The 15,891-nt window shown below is 38.9% G+C and carries 10 protein-coding genes; 5 read left to right on the top strand and 5 right to left on the bottom strand.

Translation table 11 applies throughout. From position 1 onward, the window contains the following. Window positions 1-47: 47 nt before the first annotated feature. The gene (gene metH, locus ACNARN_RS15725) at window positions 48-3,725 is read right to left on the bottom strand and encodes a methionine synthase (protein WP_416304663.1); all 3,678 of its coding nucleotides are present in this window, start codon (window positions 3,723-3,725) and stop codon (window positions 48-50) included. Between the two features lie 255 nt (window positions 3,726-3,980). Here metH and iclR point away from each other — a divergent pair, with 255 nt between their 5' ends. The 3 genes from iclR to ACNARN_RS15710 all read left to right on the top strand — a co-directional run bounded on the left by iclR (window position 3,981) and on the right by ACNARN_RS15710 (window position 7,701). Beyond that, window positions 3,981-4,817, top strand: a complete 837-nt coding sequence (iclR, locus tag ACNARN_RS15720) for a glyoxylate bypass operon transcriptional repressor IclR (protein ID WP_075673076.1) — start codon at window positions 3,981-3,983, stop codon at window positions 4,815-4,817. Window positions 4,818-5,125: 308 nt separating this feature from the next. Next, window positions 5,126-6,982: a phosphogluconate dehydratase gene (gene edd / locus ACNARN_RS15715; protein WP_416304662.1), complete on the top strand. Its 1,857-nt coding sequence runs from the start codon at window positions 5,126-5,128 to the stop codon at window positions 6,980-6,982. A 77-nt stretch (window positions 6,983-7,059) separates the two neighbouring features. Continuing rightward, a complete protein-coding gene (locus tag ACNARN_RS15710; RefSeq protein ID WP_198620621.1) occupies window positions 7,060-7,701 on the top strand; it encodes a bifunctional 4-hydroxy-2-oxoglutarate aldolase/2-dehydro-3-deoxy-phosphogluconate aldolase in 642 nt (213 codons plus the stop codon). Window positions 7,702-7,790: 89 nt separating this feature from the next. On the opposite strand, the gene aceK is transcribed toward ACNARN_RS15710, so the two are convergent. The 3 genes from aceK to aceB all read right to left on the bottom strand — a co-directional run bounded on the left by aceK (window position 7,791) and on the right by aceB (window position 12,557). Continuing rightward, entirely contained in the window at window positions 7,791-9,500 is a 1,710-nt protein-coding gene (gene aceK / locus ACNARN_RS15705; protein WP_416304709.1) for a bifunctional isocitrate dehydrogenase kinase/phosphatase, read from the bottom strand. An 87-nt stretch (window positions 9,501-9,587) separates the two neighbouring features. Continuing rightward, window positions 9,588-10,895: an isocitrate lyase gene (gene aceA / locus ACNARN_RS15700; protein WP_109373146.1), complete on the bottom strand. Its 1,308-nt coding sequence runs from the start codon at window positions 10,893-10,895 to the stop codon at window positions 9,588-9,590. A gap of 69 nt (window positions 10,896-10,964) precedes the next feature. Continuing rightward, a complete protein-coding gene (gene aceB, locus ACNARN_RS15695) occupies window positions 10,965-12,557 on the bottom strand; it encodes a malate synthase A (RefSeq protein WP_416304661.1) in 1,593 nt (530 codons plus the stop codon). A 338-nt stretch (window positions 12,558-12,895) separates the two neighbouring features. Between aceB and metA the strand changes: the two genes are divergently transcribed. Continuing rightward, the gene (gene metA, locus ACNARN_RS15690; protein WP_198620632.1) at window positions 12,896-13,825 is read left to right on the top strand and encodes a homoserine O-acetyltransferase MetA; all 930 of its coding nucleotides are present in this window, start codon (window positions 12,896-12,898) and stop codon (window positions 13,823-13,825) included. A 55-nt stretch (window positions 13,826-13,880) separates the two neighbouring features. Here metA and ACNARN_RS15685 read toward each other — a convergent pair whose 3' ends face one another. Next, the gene (locus tag ACNARN_RS15685; RefSeq protein WP_416304708.1) at window positions 13,881-14,921 is read right to left on the bottom strand and encodes a glycerol dehydrogenase; all 1,041 of its coding nucleotides are present in this window, start codon (window positions 14,919-14,921) and stop codon (window positions 13,881-13,883) included. A 386-nt stretch (window positions 14,922-15,307) separates the two neighbouring features. Here ACNARN_RS15685 and idi point away from each other — a divergent pair, with 386 nt between their 5' ends. Beyond that, entirely contained in the window at window positions 15,308-15,844 is a 537-nt protein-coding gene (idi, locus tag ACNARN_RS15680) for an isopentenyl-diphosphate Delta-isomerase (RefSeq protein WP_198620624.1), read from the top strand. The last annotated feature ends 47 nt before the right edge of the window (window positions 15,845-15,891 follow it).

Here is a 15,891-nt window from a genome sequence, read left to right as displayed (position 1 = left end):
TCCCCTCACTATTTATTACATTATTGAGATCTGAAAACAAAAATAAACTAAGACTCATACCCTAAATTAGGCGCTAACCAACGTTCAACTTCACTCACACTCATTTCTCGACGTTTTGCGTAATCTTCAACCTGATCTTTTTGAATTTGAGCAACGGCGAAATATTTACTGTCAGGATGACTAAAATACCAGCCCGATACTGAAGCGCCAGGCCACATGGCATAAGCATCTGTCAGTTTCATTCCAATGCGATTTTCAACATCAAGTAATTGCCAAATTTTTGCTTTTTCTGTGTGCTCAGGACAAGCAGGATACCCCGGCGCAGGCCGAGTTCCTTGATATTTCTCTCGAATAAGTTCGTCATTAGAGAGGTTTTCATCCGCGCTATAACCCCAAATCTTTGTTCTGACCCGTTGGTGAAGATATTCAGCAAAGGCCTCTGCTAATCTATCTGATAACGCTTTTACCATGATTTTATTGTAGTCATCATGGGCATTATCATAAGCATTCGCCAGAGTATCTTCTTCTAATCCGCCCGTGACTGCGAAAGCACCAAAATAGTCAGCAACACCACTTTCAACAGGGGCAATAAAATCGGCTAAGCAGTAATTAGGAAAATCATTTTTCTCCGTTTGTTGACGTAAATGACAGCTTTTCAAAAGTACTTGTTGGCGGCTTTCATCTTGATAAATCACAATATCATCACCCAGACGATTGGCAGGGAATAGCCCCATAATCCCTTTAGGTGTTAATAATTTTTCACGACTTAATTTGTCCAGCATCGCATTTGCATCGGCAAATACACGCTTTGCTTCTTCACCAACCACATCATCTTCTAAAATACGCGGATATTTCCCCGCTAAAGACCACGTCATAAAGAAAGGCGTCCAATCGATATATTCACGCAAGGTTTCAATACTTGCCGTGATCTCTTGCACTCCTAATTGATTGGGCTTTGGTGGTGTGTAATTTTGCCAATCAATTTGTAGTGCATTTTTTCGCGCAACCTCTAAAGAAACAGGAGGAGTACGAGGTTTTTTTCTGGCGTATTGCTGGCGTACAACGTCATATTCACGACGCGTTCTAGCAACAAAATCGGCTTTTTGTGTTTCAGATAATAGTGCAGCAACAACACCTACAGTTCTTGAAGCATTTTGAACATAAACAGTAGGATGACTATAATTAGGTTCTATTTTTACTGCAGTATGCGCTTTAGACGTTGTTGCTCCACCAATCATTAATGGTAAAGAAAAACCGCGCCTTTCCATCTCTTTAGCAACATTCACCATCTCATCAAGTGAAGGTGTGATCAGCCCTGAAAGACCAATAATATCGACTTTTTCATCAATCGCTGTTTGCAAAATTTTATCGCAAGGCACCATTACACCTAAGTCGATAATTTCATAGTTATTGCACTGCAAAACCACACCGACAATATTTTTACCAATATCGTGAACATCACCTTTCACTGTGGCGAGTAAAATTTTACCTGCGGAAGTTCCTGCCTGTTTTGTCGCTTGGATATAAGGCTCAAGATAAGCAACGGCTTGTTTCATCACTCTTGCTGATTTCACAACTTGAGGCAAAAACATTTTGCCTTCACCGAATAAATCACCGACGGTATTCATACCATTCATCAATGGCCCTTCAATCACTTCAATAGGGCTTGATGCTTGTTGGCGACAAGCTTCTGTATCTTCAACAATAAACTCGGTGATCCCTTTAATTAAGGCGTATTCTAAACGTTTCTCAACATTCCACTGTCTCCATTCGGCAAGCTGATGATTTTGCTCATCACTTTTAGTGCCACGATAACGCTCTGCCAATGCTAATAAATTATCTGTGCTCTCTTCATGACGATTTAAAATGACATCTTCAACTGCGTTACGCAGTTCATCAGGTAGTGAGTCATAAATGGCGAGTTGTCCCGCATTGACAATCCCCATATCCATACCATTTTTTACTGCGTAATAGAGAAAAACAGAGTGAATAGCTTCACGAACAGGATCGTTACCTCTAAATGAGAATGAAACGTTAGATACCCCACCAGAAATTAAGGCATAAGGCAGTTGAGATTTAATATCCGCACAGACTTCAATAAAATCAACGGCATAATTATTATGTTCTGCAATACCTGTTGCGACGGCAAATATATTAGGATCAAAAATAATATCTTCAGGAGGAAAACCCGCTTGCTCGGTCAATAACTGATAAGCTCGGCGACAAATTTCAATTTTGCGTTCTCGGGTATCCGCTTGCCCTACTTCATCAAACGCCATAACGACAACAGCAGCACCATATTTACGCACCAATCTAGCATGCTCAAGAAAAGGAACTTCACCCTCTTTCATCGAAATTGAGTTAACAATACCTTTGCCTTGAATACACTTTAGACCTTCTTCGATCACTTCCCATTTGGAGGAGTCAATCATCACAGGCACTTTGGCAATATCAGGCTCACCCGCAATGAGATTAAGAAAACGTGTCATTGCTTCGACGGCATCTAGCATGCCTTCATCCATGTTGATATCAATGATTTGAGCACCGTTTTCAACTTGATGACGTGCAACATCTAACGCTTCTTGGTAATTACCTTCTTTTATCAAGCGCTTAAATTTAGCAGAACCTGTAACGTTGGTTCTTTCGCCCACATTCACAAACAGTGAATTTTCATCAATGACTAATGGTTCAAGACCTGAAAGACGACATGCTTTTTTCAAGGAAGGTAATACTCTTGGTGCAATGCCTTCTACCGCTTGTGAAATGGCGAGAATATGCGCAGGAGTGGTTCCACAACAACCTCCTACAATATTGAGAAAACCAGCTTGTGCCCACTCTTTAATTTGCTCAGCCATCTCTTGGGCATCTAAATCATAGCCTCCAAAGGCGTTAGGCAAACCAGCATTAGGGTGAGCACTGACATAGGTTTCAGAAATTTGTGAAAGTGTTTGAATATATTGGCGTAATTCTTTAGGGCCTAAAGCACAATTTAAGCCAAATGAAAGCGCATCCGCATGGCGTAAAGAGTGATAGAACGCTTCTGTTGTTTGACCTGTTAATGTTCTTCCTGATGCATCCGTAATGGTGCCGGAGATCATCACAGGTAACTCAATATTGAGTGATTCAAATTCACATTTAATGGCGAAAATAGCCGCTTTCGCATTTAGTGTGTCGAAAATAGTTTCGACCATAATTAGATCAACACCGCCTGTAATTAATCCGCGCGTTGCTTCTCGATAAGCTTCCACCAGCTTATCAAATGAAACGTTACGAAAAGCTGGATCGTTAACATCTGGGGATATTGAGGCAGTTCTATTGGTTGGCCCCAAAACACCCGCGACATAGCGAGGTTTATCTGGTGTTAAGGCACTCCATTTATCTGCACAGGCTTTAGCTAATTTTGCCGCTTCTTCATTAAGTTCGAAACAAAGCGACTCCATCTGATAATCCGCCATCGCGATAGATGTCGAGTTAAAGGTGTTGGTTTCAACAATATCAGCGCCTGCTTGAAAATAAGCATTATGAATATCGGCAATAATTTGCGGTTGAGTTAAAACTAAAAGATCATTATTCCCTTTGACATCACAACGCCAATCAGCAAAACGCTCACCTCGATAATCGGCTTCTGTCAGTTGATATTGTTGGATCATTGTACCCATTGCACCATCAAGTACTAAGATACGTTTTGCTAATGCTTCCGTCAGTTGTTGCTTTATGTTTGCCACGTTGTTCCCTCTTAATAGAGAATGTTTTTGTTCTTGTTTTCTTTATTGTTATTTCGTTGTTTTTTTATCCTACCATATCTTTTTATAAAGATTTCTAAGACGAAGATGAGAGATTTTCACTTAGCGATAAATCCCATTACAGTAATATTTCTTATCACACATTTTGTTTTGAAAAATGCGGTGATCAGAGGAGTTTTATTACACGAGATAGTTCATAATAGATATTAATATGGATAGCATTTCTGGAGTGTATGCATGACAGTTTCCCCTACAAATAAAAAAGTGCGTAAGACGAAAACAACTGCCACTCAAAGCACCGCACAAGGAGGCCCTGTTCAGTCATTAAGTCGTGGACTGACATTATTGGAATATATTTCCGAATCTCCAGGTGGTATCGCCCTAACTGATTTAGCCTTTCAAGCTGGGTTACCCAATTCCACAACACACCGCCTACTCACTACACTTCAACAACATGGTTTTGTTCGCCAAGTCGGAGATTTAGGCTTATGGGTTGTAGGTACACACGCCTTTATTGTCGGCAGTAGTTTTCTGCAAACCCGTAACTTACTTGTTATGGTTCACCCCATCTTACGTCAATTAATGGAAGACTCAGGTGAAACGGTAAATTTGGCAATTCTTGACCAAATTGAATTTGATGCGGTGATTGTCGATCAAGTGCAATGTAATGCGTTAATGCGAATGTCTGCACCTATTGGCGGTAAATTACCCATGCACGCATCGGGTGCGGGTAAAGCGTTTCTTTCCACTTTACCAGAAAATAAATTACTGCCTTTGCTCCAGAAAAAAGGCCTAATGGCTTATACCCCTCATACACGAACACTTCCTTCATCCTTAAAAGAAAATTTAGAACAAGCCCGCAAACAAGGCTTCTCTTTCGATGATGAAGAGCATGCTTTAGGCTTACGCTGTATTGGTGCCTGTATTTATGATGAACACCACCAGCCTTTTGCCGCAATTTCGCTTTCAGGTCCTGTGTCTAGAATGACGGATTCTCGTATCACTGAATTGGGTGCGATGGTGATAAAAGCAGCAAAACAAATTAGCCGTGAATACGGTGGCGTAAAAAGTTAATTCGCCCTCTTTCACCTTCCTCATTGCAAAGTAATGAGGAAGGTATCTCCGCAATTAAACCGATTCAGTTTTTTAAAATGACCGCTTTTACACTTTATTTCCGTTAAATATTAAAAAACTGTTATTTCTCCCCTTAAAAAATTGATGCTGATCACAGATGTTGTTTAAGGTGCATTAAGAGTATTGCAACTCTGCTTGTTACCCGTAACAATGTTACCGGTAACAAATACTATAGCTAATACTTATATTCTCTTTTTATAGCCAATAGTAAAGCTCATCACCCTTGTGTGAATAAAGGAAGCATCATTATGAACCCTAAAGATCATGACCATTTTCAGAACGATTTTGCACCTCTAAATGAAACAGTAAAACAGGTTACAGAGCGTATTGTCGCTCGTTCACAATCGACTCGTCGTGCTTATCTGAAAAAAATTGAAGCCGCAAAAAGCCAAACAGTACATCGTGCTCAACTTGCTTGTGGTAATTTGGCTCATGGTTTCGCGGCTTGTCAGACCGATGATAAAAATCGCCTGAAAAATATGGTTCATAATGATATTGCCATTATCACTGCTTACAATGATATGTTGTCAGCTCATCAGCCGTATGAAGATTATCCTCAAAAAATTAAAAAAGCATTACATGCTGTTGGTGCCGTGGGACAAGTGGCAGGCGGTGTTCCTGCAATGTGCGATGGTGTCACTCAGGGTCAAGATGGCATGGAGTTATCACTCCTTAGTCGTGATGTGATTGCAATGTCAGCGGCAGTGGGTTTATCCCATAATATGTTTGATGGTGCTCTGTATTTAGGGATCTGCGATAAAATCGTTCCCGGATTAGCGATGGCTGCACTCTCTTTTGGTCATCTTCCTGCTATTTTTGTTCCTGCGGGCCCTATGACTAGCGGCTTACCCAATAAAGAAAAAGTCCGTATTCGCCAGCTTTATGCTGAAGGTAAAGTAGATCGTAATGCCTTGTTAGAAGCGGAAGCTGCTTCTTATCATAGTATTGGGACTTGTACCTTTTATGGCACAGCAAATTCCAACCAAATGGTGATGGAAATAATGGGGTTACATTTACCTGGCGCTTCTTTTGTGCATCCTAATACGCCATTGCGTGATGCATTGACTGACGCAGCCGCTAGCCAAATTGTGCGTCTCACAGAAAACGCTGGTAACTATCTCCCTATAGGTCAATTAGTTGATGAGAAAGTGATTGTAAATGGCATTATTGCCCTGTTAACAACAGGTGGTTCCACTAATCTCACTATGCACTTAGTCGCAATGGCTCGTGCAGCAGGTATTATTATTAATTGGGATGATTTCTCTGAACTTTCGCAAGTTGTGCCACTTATTGCTCGCATTTATCCTAATGGTCCTGCTGATATTAACCAATTCCAAGCGGCTGGAGGGGTTGCTCTCATCATTCGTGAATTACTGAAAAAAGGCTTAATTCATCGTGATGTAAACACTGTTGCTGGATTTGGTATTGAACGCTATACCTTAGAGCCTTGGTTAAATGACGGCAAACTTGATTGGCGTGAAGGTGCGATAAGCTCTTTAGATAAAGATGTGATTGCTGATATCAATACACCATTCTCATCACACGGTGGTACACAAGTAATGCAAGGTAACTTAGGTAGAGCTGTAATGAAAACCTCTGCGGTACCTGATGAGAATAAAATTATCGAAGCGCCTGCTGTTATTTTTAATAGCCAACATGATATTGCCGCTAAATTTGAAGATGGTGAGTTAAATAAAGATTGTGTGGTCGTTGTGCGTTATCAAGGGCCACAAGCCAATGGGATGCCTGAATTACATAAACTAATGCCACCGTTAGGGGTGTTAATGGATAAAGGATACAAAGTCGCATTAGTTACAGATGGTCGACTTTCAGGCGCATCAGGTAAAGTTCCCGCCGCAATTCATGTTACACCAGAAGCTGTAAATGGTGGTTTATTATCCAAAGTACGTGATGGTGATATCATTCGTGTTAATGGTAAAACAGGTGAGTTAACGTTGCTTGTCGATGAGCAAACATTAAATGCTCGCCAAGATGAAATCCCTGATTTAAGTGCCAATAATACAGGCTGTGGTCGTGAGTTATTCATTAATTTACGCCGTCATTTATCAGGTGCTGAACAAGGTGCTTGTTGCATTGATTTTTAATGTAGACAAGTTTTGAGGCTTAACGAGGAGCAAATTAAATTTATTTGCTCACCACTTTCTGATTAGGAAATACAATCATGGATCATTGGAATACAAGTGCAGAGTCTGTACTAAAATCAGGGCCTGTTGTTCCGGTTATTGTTATCAACCATATTGATGATGCAGTCCCTATTGCAAAAGCTTTAGTCGCTGGTGGTGTAAAAGTCTTAGAAGTGACATTACGTACAGAATGTGCAATTGAAGCTATCCGCCGTATTGCAAAAGAAGTTCCTGAAGCTATTGTTGGCGCGGGGACGGTAATTAATCCTCAACAATTAGCGCAAGTTACTGAAGCGGGTGCTCAATTTGCTATTAGCCCAGGATTAACAGAAGCATTACTCAAAGCGGCTGTTGCGGGAACTATTCCTTTAATTCCAGGGATTTCAACAGTTTCCGAATTAATGCTGGGAATGAGCTACGGTTTAAATGAATTTAAATTTTTCCCAGCGGAAGCTAATGGTGGTGTTAAGGCATTAAAAGCAATTGCAGGGCCATTCTCAACAATTCGCTTCTGCCCAACTGGCGGTATTTCACCAGAAAACTACCGTAACTACCTTGCACTTGAGAGTGTACTTTGTATTGGTGGTTCTTGGTTAGTGCCTAATGATGCAGTGAAAGCAGGTGATTTCCAACGCATTACTGAATTAGCTAAAGAAGCTGTTGCGGGTACTCAGCGTTAATTATCTCTGTACAAAAATAGGTTTTATCCAATAAAGGTAGGTATCCCCTTGTACCTATCTTTATTTTTATCTTTTCCTAGGGCAATTTATTAAGTAAATCGCTTAGTTTGGGAATAGGCATAAACATCTTCGATATACCCTTCTTTAATTTTTTGCTGTTGCTGTTGCCAATATTCTGGTGATAAAAGCTCACGATGTTGAGCTTCAAAATAGTGACAAACTCGCTTATCACTACATAGAAAATAGCGAAATTCTTCAGGAAATACATCATTGAGTGCAACGCTATACCAAGGCTCGCTCGCTAATTCATCTTCAGGGTAGCGAGCAGGAGGGATCGCCCGAAAATTCATATCTGTCATATAACTAATTTCATCATAGTCATAGAAAATCACACGATGATGCCGAGTTACACCAAAGTTTTTAAACAGCATATCACCGGGAAAAATATTCGCTGCAATAAGCTCTTTCAACGCTTGCCCGTAATCTTCAACAACAGCTTTAAGTTGATTGTCATCGCACTGTTCCATATAGATATTGAGCGGTATCATTCTCCGTTCCATATAAAGGTGACGGATCAGTATTTTATCACCTAGATCTTCTAGCTTATTTGGGATCTCTTGTTCAAAAACAGCCATTAATTCAGGGCTAATTCTTTTCTTATCGATCATAAAATTCTCAAACTCTTGGGTATCTGCCATTCGTCCGACGCGATCGTGCTCTTTAACTAATTGATAGCACTCTTTTACACGCTCCACAGTGATCGTTTTTTGTGGTGCAAACTTGTCTTTGATCACTTTAAAAACACGATCATAAGTGGGTAATGTAAATACCAACATCACCATACCTTTCACACCAGGCGCTTCAATAAATTGCTCCGATGAAAAATTCATAAAGGCGAGGTATTCACGATAGTATTCTGTTTTACCGTGTTTTTGACACCCTATTGACATATAAAGCTCAGCGATAGATTTGCTTGGTAATATATCTCTTAACCATGCAACTAATGCCGCAGGAAATGGGGCATAAACCATAAAATAAGAACGGGCAAAACCAAAGACAATACTCGCTTCATCTGCTGAGATAAGGCAGGTATCAATCAGTAATTGCTGCTCAACATTATGAATAGGCAATAAGAATGGAATATATTGATTATTAATCACTATTTTGCCAATCAACCAAGCCGCTTTATTACGATAAAAGAGTTCGTTTGCGATATGAAATACCGCACTCTGCAATTGTTCAGAAGAGAATTGAGCGATAAGTACACTACAAATAGAGTGAATGTCGCGTTGTTTATTTTGCCACGGTAGTCGCAAAGGTAAGCGTGATAAAATGTCTTGCAGTAATGTGGGTAAATCACTCTGAATAACAAACTGTTTTGATAACGGTCGAGGTGCTTGTGTAAAGCGATAAGCGGGTTGGGATGAAAAAACAAATAGGTTTTTTTTATTCAATTCACGATGGTAAAACAGACGACAATAAACAGAATTAAAAAAGCTCTCTGCGATCTCAAACCGAGGGTAATTGGGCAATAATTGCGTATAGTTTTCTTTCACCCTTTGTAGAAAAAGACTTTCTTTATCAATATCATGCCGAATACACTTAAGTTGTTCAACCACTAATCCAACATGATTATCGTATAAACGGATGCGCTCTTTCATCGCGATTTGAACACCATGCCAATCCGCTTGCTCAAAACGATATTGTGCCCCCGAGGTTATCTCAAGGAAGCGACCATATTGAGCATCAAAGCCTTGTAAAATTGTTTGAGCAATTAAATCTTCTGGCGTCATTAACAACCTCACGAAAAAGAGGAGCATCCTGCTCCTGAATTATCACCACAAAAATAGATAATGATATTTTTAAAACTTGTGGTTCGCTGAAACCTAAAACTGTTGTTCTTCTGTTGAGCCCGTTAGTGCCGTCACTGAAGACATACCACCTTGAATAATCGTGGTCACTTTATCGAAATACCCTGTTCCCACTTCTTGCTGATGCGAGGAGAAGGTGTAGCCTTGATTAAGTGCAGCAAACTCTTTTTCTTGCACCTTCTCAACGTAATGTTTCATACCTTCACCCTTGGCATAATCATGTGCCAGATCGAACATGTTAAACCACATGCTGTGAATACCCGCTAAAGTAATAAACTGGAATTTATATCCCATCGCGGAAAGCTCATCTTGGAAATGCGCGATCGTGCGATCATCAAGGTTCTTTTTCCAGTTAAAAGAAGGCGAGCAGTTATAAGCCAGCATTTTTCCGGGATATTTATCGTGAATAGCTTCTGCAAACTTAGCTGCCATTTTCAGATCAGGGAGTGATGTTTCACACCACACCAGATCAGCGTAAGGTGCATAAGCAAGTCCACGACTAATAGCTTGATCAATACCCGCATGGGTACAGAAGAAACCTTCAGGAGTACGTTTTCCTGTTAAGAATGGACTATCGTAAGGATCACAATCTGAAGTTAAGAGATCGGCAGCATCAGCATCTGTTCTGGCAACAAGTAATGTTGGCACATCAGACACATCAGCGGCCAAACGTGCAGCAACAAGCTTTTGTACAGCCTCTTGAGTCGGAACTAATACTTTTCCTCCCATATGACCGCATTTTTTCACTGCTGCTAATTGATCTTCAAAGTGAACACCTGCCGCTCCAGCTTCAATCATTGCTTTCATTAATTCAAAGGCATTTAATACTCCACCAAAACCTGCTTCCGCATCAGCCACAATAGGAAGGAAAAAATCAATATAATCTTTATGTTGAGGACCAATACCATTTGACCACTGAATTTGATCAGCTCGTCTAAACGTATTATTAATACGTTGAACAACATTAGGAACAGAATCAACTGGATATAGCGACTGATCAGGATACATGCTTGCTGCGGTGTTAGCATCAGCAGCCACTTGCCATCCTGAAAGGTAAACAGCTTCTAACCCTGCTTTTGCTTGTTGCAACGCTTGCCCACCAGTTAAAGCACCTAATGCGTTAACATAACCCTTTTTCGATTTTCCATTTAATGATGACCAAAGCCTTTGAGCGCCACGTCTTGCTAAGGTATGTTCTGGGTTAACCGAACCTCTTAATTTAATGACATCTTCAGCGCTATAAGGACGGGTAATGCCTTTCCAGCGAGGTTGTTCCCACTCTTTCTCTAATTGGGCGATTTGCTCTGATCTACTAATAGTCATAAAAACAGCTCCTATAAATACGGTAGTGATGATGTTTGCAGTTTATAAATACGCTTTGACGTATCTTTTTTAATTTAAAAGTTGGTAACCCGGTAAAGTCAGAAAATCGACTAATTCATCTTGGGTTGTAATCTTATCCATCAAAGAAGCCGCTTCTTTAAAACGCCCTTCTTTAAAACGAGTATCACCGACTTCTTGGTGTATCACTTCAAGCTCTTCTTTCAGCATCTTACGAAAGAGATCTTTAGTCACGACTTGCCCATCAGACAGTGTTTTTTGATGGCGGATCCATTGCCAAATAGAGGTACGCGATATTTCCGCTGTTGCTGCATCTTCCATTAATCCATAGATAGGTACGCAACCATTACCAGAAATCCACGCTTCGATATATTGCACAGCAACACGGATATTCGCTCTCATGCCCTTTTCTGTACGTTCACCTGTACAAGGTGCTAATAACATTTCTGCCGTAATTTTTTCATTACGTTGAACATCAAGTTGGTTTTTTCGAGATCCTAAAATAGGATCAAAAGCAGCTAATACTGTTTCAGCAAGACCAGGGTGAGCAATCCAAGTGCCATCATGGCCATTTGTTGCTTCAAACTCTTTATCGTCAAATACCTTTTTCAAAATAATGCCATTTTGCTCAGGATCTCTACTTGGGATAAATGCAGACATTCCTCCCATCGCAAACGCACCTCGTTTATGGCAAGTCTGGATCAGTAAACGTGAATAAGCACTTAAGAAAGGTTGAGTCATCGTGATCCCTTGTCTATCAGGTAATACACGATCAGGATAATTTTTTAATGTCTTGATATAGCTAAAAATATAATCCCAACGACCACAATTGAGTCCAACGATATGCTCTTTCATATGAAAAAGAATTTCTTCCATTTGAAAAACAGCGGGTAAGGTTTCAATTAATACTGTGGCTTTAATGGTTCCTGTCGCTAAACCAAAGCGCTTTTCAGTGAAATGAAAAACATCACTCCACCATTTAGCTTCTTGCCATGTTTGCAATTTAGGAATGTAAAAATAAGGGCCACTCCCTTTTTCTAATAAGGCTTTGTGGTTATGGTAAAAATACAAAGCAAAATCAAATAATCCCCCTGCAATAGGCTTCCCTTGCCATAGCACATGCTTCTCAGGAAGATGGAGTCCTCTTACTCTTGCAATCAATACCGCAGGTGACGCTTTAAGTTGATAACATTTACCTTGTTCATTGGTATAAGAAATAGTGCCTTTGACGGCATCACGCAAATTGATCTGGCCATCAATTACTTTGTCCCATGTAGGCGCTAAGGAGTCTTCAAAATCCGCCATAAAGACTTTCACATTAGCATTTAGTGCATTGATAACCATTTTGCGATCAACAGGCCCTGTTATTTCCACTCGACGGTCTTGAAGATCTTTAGGTATTGGATTAACTTTCCATTCTGATTTTATAATGGAATCTGATTCCGAAATAAAATTAGGAAGTTCACCATTATCAACTCTGTGTTTCCAGTTATCTCTTTCAACTAATAAAGCATGGCGTCTATCTGAGAAATGATTTACTAAATCAGTTAAAAAACACTTAACATCATGATTTAATATATCCTTTTCCTGTTCACCAAAAGATTGCGTAAAATTTAATTCTTCTGTTGTTAACGATTGTGACATTCTGCATTCCCCTAAAAGCTTTTACACACCTGATTAAGATTAATGCAGTTTTCACAAAAATCAAAAATGAATTCCATTTTTATTTAAATAATTTTTAACAATGTGATTACATCGGTGTTTTTTTATTGTACAAAAATCAGAATTTCAAAATAATTCGAGGGATCTGGAAGAGATCGATAATAGACGGAAAAAAGAATGTTAATGTTTGATGATTTTAGCTATATAGCTTTTTCTTATATGAATATTCTTCATACACCACATGAAGACCTCGACATTTAAAAGGTTATTAGATAAATTCAGGCTTCTAGATGTCTAGATGTATTTTAGAGGTTATTGAAATGCCAATTAGAGTGCCCGATGAGCTACCCGCAGTCCGTTGTTTACAAAAAGAGAATGTCTTTGTTATGACATCCAGTAGAGCGAGTATTCAAGATATTCGCCCATTAAAAGTGCTTATCCTTAATTTAATGCCCAAAAAAATAGAAACAGAAAATCAATTTCTACGATTGCTTTCTAATAGCCCTCTTCAAATTGATATTCAATTATTGCGTATTGACTCTCGTGTTCCTAAAAATACCCCGGTAGAGCATCTCGATACTTTCTATTGTGATTTTGACCAAATTAAAGAACAAAATTTCGATGGGCTTATTGTCACGGGTGCGCCATTAGGGCTAGTTGAATTTGAAGATGTGGCTTATTGGGATGAAATAAAAGAAGTCATTACGTGGGCTAAAGAGCATGTGACTTCTACACTCTTTATTTGTTGGGCTGCTCAAGCTGGATTGAATATCTTATACGACCTACCTAAATACACGCTAGAACAAAAAATTTCAGGCGTATATAGTCATAACACTTGCTCACCATTTTCACTGTTAACACGCGGATTTGATGAGACTTTCTTTGCTCCGCATTCTCGCTATGCTGGTTTTCCTATCGAGTTTATTCAAAACAATACTGATTTAGAGATCCTTGCAACATCAGAAGAAGCTGGCGCTTATTTATTTGCATCAAAAGATAAAAGAGTTGTTTTTGCAACTGGGCATCCAGAATACGATCCCAATACACTAGCAGATGAATATCATCGTGATGTTAAAGCGGGGCTAGATCCTAAATTACCCGAAAACTATTTTCCTAATAATGATCCGAGTAAAAAACCTATCGCTTCTTGGCGTAGTCATGGACATTTATTGTTTGCTAATTGGTTGAACTACTATGTTTATCAGATAACACCGTTCGATCTTACCCAAATGAATCCAACATTAGAGTAAAGAAAAACCCCAAAATCAATTTGGGGTTTTAAGATAATCATTACTAAACTAAGAATTATTTATAACGATGAGCCAATGCGTTAGCTGCGATCATTGCATTATAAACATCTTCTTCAGTCACTTTCATTGGCATATTACCCATCGTGTCGCCTTCAGCACAGGCGATTTTAGCAACAGTGCGCCATTCGCTTTCAATGAATTCTTTCATGCCCATATCTTCAAGTGTCAGTGGTAATTCTGCCGCTTTAATAATACGGATCACTTCATCAATTTCTTCTTGTGGGGCATTTTCTAACACTAATTGAGTTAATAAACCGAATACCACTTTTTCACCATGTTGAACTCGGTGTAAAGACTCAACAGCAGACATACCATTATTTACTGCGTGAGCAGCTGCTAAACCACCGGCTTCAGCACCAACGCCACTTAGGTAGATTGTTGCTTCAATAGTTTGCTCTAATGCAGGAGTGGTAATTTTGTGGCGAATAGCATCCATTGCTTTATCAATGTTTTCACTTAACATTTCAAAACAAAGTTGTGCTAAACCAAGGCCTGTACGTGATGGACGTTGATTGACTAAATTTAAGCCGTCTGCTTGATAGCAAGCTCGTGCTTCAAAGTAAGTTGCTAAGGCGTCGCCAACACCTGCTGAGAAAAAGCGTTGTGGGGCTGATGCAATAATAGCGGTATCAGCAATAACAACATCTGGATTTTGTGGTAAGAATAAGTATTTATCAAACTCACCATTTTCTTTGTATAAAACAGATAATGCAGTACAAGGTGCATCAGTTGAAGCGATAGTTGGGAATAAAATAACAGGAATGTGTTGATAATAAGCAACGGCTTTAGACACATCTAATGTCTTACCTCCTCCAATCCCAATAATAACGTTTGCTTTATTTTCAACCGCGATTTTACCAAGGCGATTAACTTCTGCCTCAGTACATTCGTAATTAAATTTTTCAACCAGTGAAACAATACCATTTTCTTTTAGAGAAGGAGCCGCTTCTTTAGTTACTTTTTCTAAAAAAAACTCATCACTAATAATAAATGCATTATCACCAAAATCTTTTACATATTTACCGACAGAAGACAGTAATTGGCTACCAATAAAGAATTTTTTTTGGCGAGGTTACAGAGCGAGGTAATATAGATGACATAACTAAATTCCTTTATTTTAGATTTTGCTACAAACAGTAGCAGAATTAGTATTTCATCTTACCTCTCATCATAATATGAATCTAGTAAACTCTCTGATAGCCATTACCTAAATCATTTAAATTCATTATTTTAAATTTATATAAAACAAATAGTTATTTTTAGATAATTTTAAAAAAGCAGATTACCTACGTATTTATTACTATAATAAAGGCATCATCACTGTGATGCCATAAAAAGGACAACACAATAAATCGTTATTTGATATACAGTCATGTTATATTCACGCTATAACAATATATTATTTTATTAAGGTGATTTCTTGTGGAAGACGCTGTTATTCTCGTAGATAAAAATGATAATGAGCTAGGAACAATGCCAAAGCTTGAAGCTCATATTGTAGGCGCCTTACATCGAGCCTTTTCAATATTTATTTTTAATTCAAAACAACAATTACTTATTCAGCAACGTGCAATATCTAAATATCACTCTGGTGGTTTATGGGCAAATACATGTTGTAGTCATCCGCTTCCAAACGAATTACTTTCAGATGCTATTCATCGTCGTTTAGATGAAGAATTAGGTATGCAATGTGATATGCAATCTATTGGAACTATTCTGTATAACGAAAAAGTGACAGATGATCTGATAGAGCATGAATTTGATCATCTATTTCTTGGGTTTAGTAACGAATTACCACATAGCAATCCAGATGAAGTGATGAATTATCGTTGGGTTTCTTTAGATACACTCTATCAAGACACTGAAAAAAACCCACAAAATTACAGTGTTTGGTTTCGTTATATATTAAATAGGATGGGGATTGAGCAATTTTCTCGTTGGAGCCAAGGCATTATTTAGCAATTATCTTATTAACAACCTAAATATAAAATCAATTGCTTATTTTT

The sequence above is a fragment of the Proteus sp. TSJ240517 genome, assembly GCF_047921575.1.
Lineage (GTDB): Bacteria > Pseudomonadota > Gammaproteobacteria > Enterobacterales > Enterobacteriaceae > Proteus.
The sequence above is the reverse complement of the archived record's forward strand: the minus strand, read 5'-3'. Positions and strand labels throughout refer to the sequence as shown.